Genomic DNA, 3586 nt, shown 5'->3' with positions numbered 1-3586 from the left:
AATATGTTGCCTAAAACTGGAATTTTTGATCCTTTAACATTGGTGAATAGCATAGTTTTCTTTTTTCCTATGCGTTCTTCTTCACTGAGGATATATGTAAGTTCAAGTTCCGGATCAACTTCGTCATTGATCCTTATAAGATCATTGTTGCTTTCCTGATATTTTATATAATCATTCAAATCATCAAAAGTCATATTTAATAATGCTATGCTCAAATATAATTTTTATCCAATAAAATGGAATCTGGGTTTTATAATCTGTTCATAAAATTCTATCAAAGACAATATAACGAACAGTATTCCTGATATCAATGCAAGTATGCCTGCAACGATGAGCAATCCTGTTAATGAATCACCAAGGGCAGCAGGCAAAACACCTGTGCTGAAAGAAGCCATGGATGCTCCAGTAATAATCATTCCTATGCCAAAAATAAACGTTGCAAGTGGCTTTGCTGAACTTGACATAAAGTCCGATAACATCTGCATTGGTTTAAAAACAAATGCGAGAATTAAAAATATTTCCATTGCTATGAAGGCCTGGGCCCACAGCGCAGAATTCATGAAAGATGTTCCAAATATGTAGATATATGGCACCAGAGGATACCCTGCCATAGCTATATATGCAAGCGCAGCACCGATTATTATCATTATGCGTGAAAGGAGCTCATCATCTTTGAAATAATAATACATATAACCAAACACCACTGCAATAAATCCAACAATAGCCGGAAAAATAGTTGACCCTGTGGATATTTCAGTTAAAATTTCTGAAATAAATATTAAAGAAAATAAAATAAGCGACATGAATATAAATTTATCAGTCACATTAAACTTCCCGGTTCTGTAAATACTGAATATAATCGCTGCATAAAATATATCGAAGATGATTACTATAAAAATCCCAAATTTGAACAATATGCTGTAATGTGCTGTCAGTGTGTATATACTGTTTATTAATGAAACCGCAATGAAAAATCCTATGGAAACAAGTAAAAGAAACATTGATAAAGTATTAATTTTTTTCTTTGAATCGTTGCTGTAATATGACATAAAGCGTTAACAAAAAATTATTATTTAACATTTCCTTTTTTCCCATTTAGAGTTTCAATGGCATCCAGTGGGGCCAGCATGGCCTTTCCCTTATCCGTAAGGCTGTATATTACTCTAACCGGTTTGTTTGAAACTATATCTTTATGTATTATTGAATAGTTACAAAGCATGTGCAGTGCATTTGTTAAAGCCTTTGGTGTAATATTTTCCATGGAATTGTAAATTTCATTATACCCTGAGTTTCCGTTGATTGATAAATATTTGATTATAAGTGGTCCCCATTTTCCTTTTAAAGGCTTTAAGGCATTTGTCAATGGGCAATCGTTAATTCTCATAATTTTCCCTCTGCTGAAATCGTGAGATAACACCATTTTCAAGGATATCCATGCTGGCTTTATAACTTTTCTGCCCCTTACTGAAAATAATTGTAACAGTCCATTTCTTCAATCCAGAATAATAAAATATATCAGAAATTTCCAGGCAATCCGCCGGGATGCTTTCCATTTTTGATATCTGATCTGCTATAATTTCTTTTAAACTTTCCATTTTATCGATGGTCAATTTAAATTCCATATTCAACAATGTATTATAATATTATAATGCTTTTTGTATTTCGCAATAGCAATATAGATAAATATTTTATATTTTTTTAAAATAAGTAGAAATGGATAATCATGAAAAAGCTGCTGGCATTGTCAGAAAATATATCATGGAAAACTATCAGAAAGTGGAAAACCTGAAAATCAGAGAATTAAAATTTGATAAATATACAGAAAATTGGACAGCGCATTCGAGTTTTAATGCCATGGACCGCAGTTATGAACTGGCGCTTGTATTCGATTTTAATAAAATTATTTTTGCTAAAGAATTCATATAAATGTGTGATATCCTGAAATGAGTTCCTTAATATATTTATTGCCCATTTAATTTTATCCTTTCTTCATAAGCCATTGCAGCTGTTACTCCAGTGATTATGCCCAATTATAATTTGCATATATTTTTAAGGAGTTATATAATAATCACAATATTTAAAATAAAAGCTTCAATTCACTATCTTTGGATGAGAGAGAATTAAGATTTTGAAAATATAGGGCAAAGTTCTAAAACCCGATATTCCAATAATCCTGGAACAGTGAAATAAAATTAAGATTATTTAAGCAATGAAAGGAGGAAATAGTATGTTTGAGAAATCGAAAACATATAAAATAAAGGTTCATAGATTAAATTATAACAGAATATCATCCTAATGATACACTGCAACTTTAAATGGGTAAGATCAGTCATTTCATGGCCTGAAAGTTTTCAGTGGGCACTTCTATGCCCTTGCCGGATTATACCCTAATTTTACCTGAGGAGAGGACATATCCCATGGCTAAATCCATAGTTATGTGTTCCCGGGATTAAATATTAATAAAATCTTTTACAATTTTGAGAATCGAATCCAAGTCTTTATCTCCGATAATGCCGAGGTACTTCTGAAATCTATCAATTGAAATAGATCTTATTTGAAATATCATTGAAATAGAATCCGTATTTAATCCGTTGTTGTTTGATCGTTTAACTTTACATGTATAGGGAAATCTGCTAATCCCAGTGTAGATGTAAATGGAACAACGAGAAGCAAGGATGTTTGCTCATGCTTTGCCAATATCAGCGCTGGCCTTATTTTTGTTGTTCATGGCCAGCAGCATCATTCAGAGAAACATAATATAAATTGCCAATTTTAATATTAAAAATATTAATCAAATTGCTGCCACTCATTTATTTCCTTCTTTAATTCTTCAGTTAAATATTCCGGCTTAAAAAGTAATTCCTTAGCTTTATTCTGGGCCTTTATTATTATGCCATCATCCGGATGTGGTTTTAGTTTCTTTGTTAATGTCAATACTTCATTCAAATCCCTGTAAACATAATTTTTATACATAAGTGTTGCTATTGCTTCAAGCAAAGGGATATTGGCGTCCACAATATTTTTAAACAGATCCAGCCCCTGTTTTTCACCCTCATTTATTGGAACATTTGCGATGTTATTATCTCCTCGAGACCATTCATAATAATCATTTGCCAGAGGTGGGGAATATGGGCCGTGCCTCCACCAGGTAAAGTAATAATGCAAGTTCATGCCCATATTTTCCAATATATAAGCCATTTTCTGGATTAATATACGTGAATCTAAACCATCTACTTTGAAGGGGAATTCAATATAATCTGCATATGATTTTAGTTTTGCAAAATCTTCATTCATAATGTGCTATCAAATATTTTCCTATAAATATTTTTATATTTGTATTGTCGTATAAATAACATTGTTGTATAAAAGTTATTAAGAGTTCACGGAAGCATGAAACCTTGTTTGTAGTTCGTGGCTAAAGCCAAGTAAAAAGTAAATATATGGCCAGGCATTGCATACTCAAGGATAAGGCCCATTAATCAAGTGTACCTTGAGGCGCATGCAAAAAAGTATTATTGGGCACCTTAATTATCCCAAGATAACATTCTAAAATATTTTATTACAATTCAAAGGTCATAATAAAATT

Annotated in this window: 6 protein-coding genes and 1 pseudogene; 1 reads left to right on the top strand and 6 read right to left on the bottom strand. The window is 31.8% G+C overall.

The features are described from left to right. From WKI77_RS07360 to WKI77_RS07345, 4 genes and pseudogenes are all read right to left on the bottom strand, one after another. Nucleotides 1–194: pseudogene (locus WKI77_RS07360) on the bottom strand (menaquinone biosynthesis decarboxylase); the annotation flags it as partial. 30 nt (nucleotides 195–224) lie between these two features. Continuing rightward, nucleotides 225–1049 carry a hypothetical protein gene (locus WKI77_RS07355; protein WP_337861177.1) on the bottom strand — a complete coding sequence of 275 codons (825 nt, stop codon included), beginning with the start codon at nucleotides 1047–1049 and terminating at the stop codon, nucleotides 225–227. 20 nt (nucleotides 1050–1069) lie between these two features. Further along, nucleotides 1070–1384 (bottom strand): helix-turn-helix domain-containing protein, encoded by a 315-nt coding sequence (locus WKI77_RS07350; RefSeq protein WP_337861176.1) that lies wholly within the window; start codon nucleotides 1382–1384, stop codon nucleotides 1070–1072. After that, nucleotides 1374–1622 carry a hypothetical protein gene (locus tag WKI77_RS07345; RefSeq protein ID WP_337861175.1) on the bottom strand — a complete coding sequence of 83 codons (249 nt, stop codon included), beginning with the start codon at nucleotides 1620–1622 and terminating at the stop codon, nucleotides 1374–1376. The genes WKI77_RS07350 and WKI77_RS07345 overlap by 11 nt, the downstream gene beginning before the upstream one ends. Before the next feature lie 91 nt (nucleotides 1623–1713). On the opposite strand from WKI77_RS07345, the gene WKI77_RS07340 reads away from it, so the two are divergent. Then, a complete protein-coding gene (locus tag WKI77_RS07340) occupies nucleotides 1714–1926 on the top strand; it encodes a hypothetical protein (protein ID WP_337861174.1) in 213 nt (70 codons plus the stop codon). A 657-nt stretch (nucleotides 1927–2583) separates the two neighbouring features. On the opposite strand, the gene WKI77_RS07335 is transcribed toward WKI77_RS07340, so the two are convergent. Both WKI77_RS07335 and WKI77_RS07330 read right to left on the bottom strand, forming a co-directional pair. Then, nucleotides 2584–2715 (bottom strand): hypothetical protein, encoded by a 132-nt coding sequence (locus WKI77_RS07335; RefSeq protein ID WP_337861178.1) that lies wholly within the window; start codon nucleotides 2713–2715, stop codon nucleotides 2584–2586. Between the two features lie 72 nt (nucleotides 2716–2787). Next, entirely contained in the window at nucleotides 2788–3294 is a 507-nt protein-coding gene (locus WKI77_RS07330; RefSeq protein WP_337861173.1) for a hypothetical protein, read from the bottom strand. Nucleotides 3295–3586: the final 292 nt, after the last annotated feature.

Origin of the sequence: Ferroplasma sp., assembly GCF_037442045.1 — an archaeon.
In the GTDB taxonomy this organism is placed as follows: domain Archaea; phylum Thermoplasmatota; class Thermoplasmata; order Thermoplasmatales; family Thermoplasmataceae; genus Ferroplasma.
The sequence above is the reverse complement of the archived record's forward strand: the minus strand, read 5'-3'. Positions and strand labels throughout refer to the sequence as shown.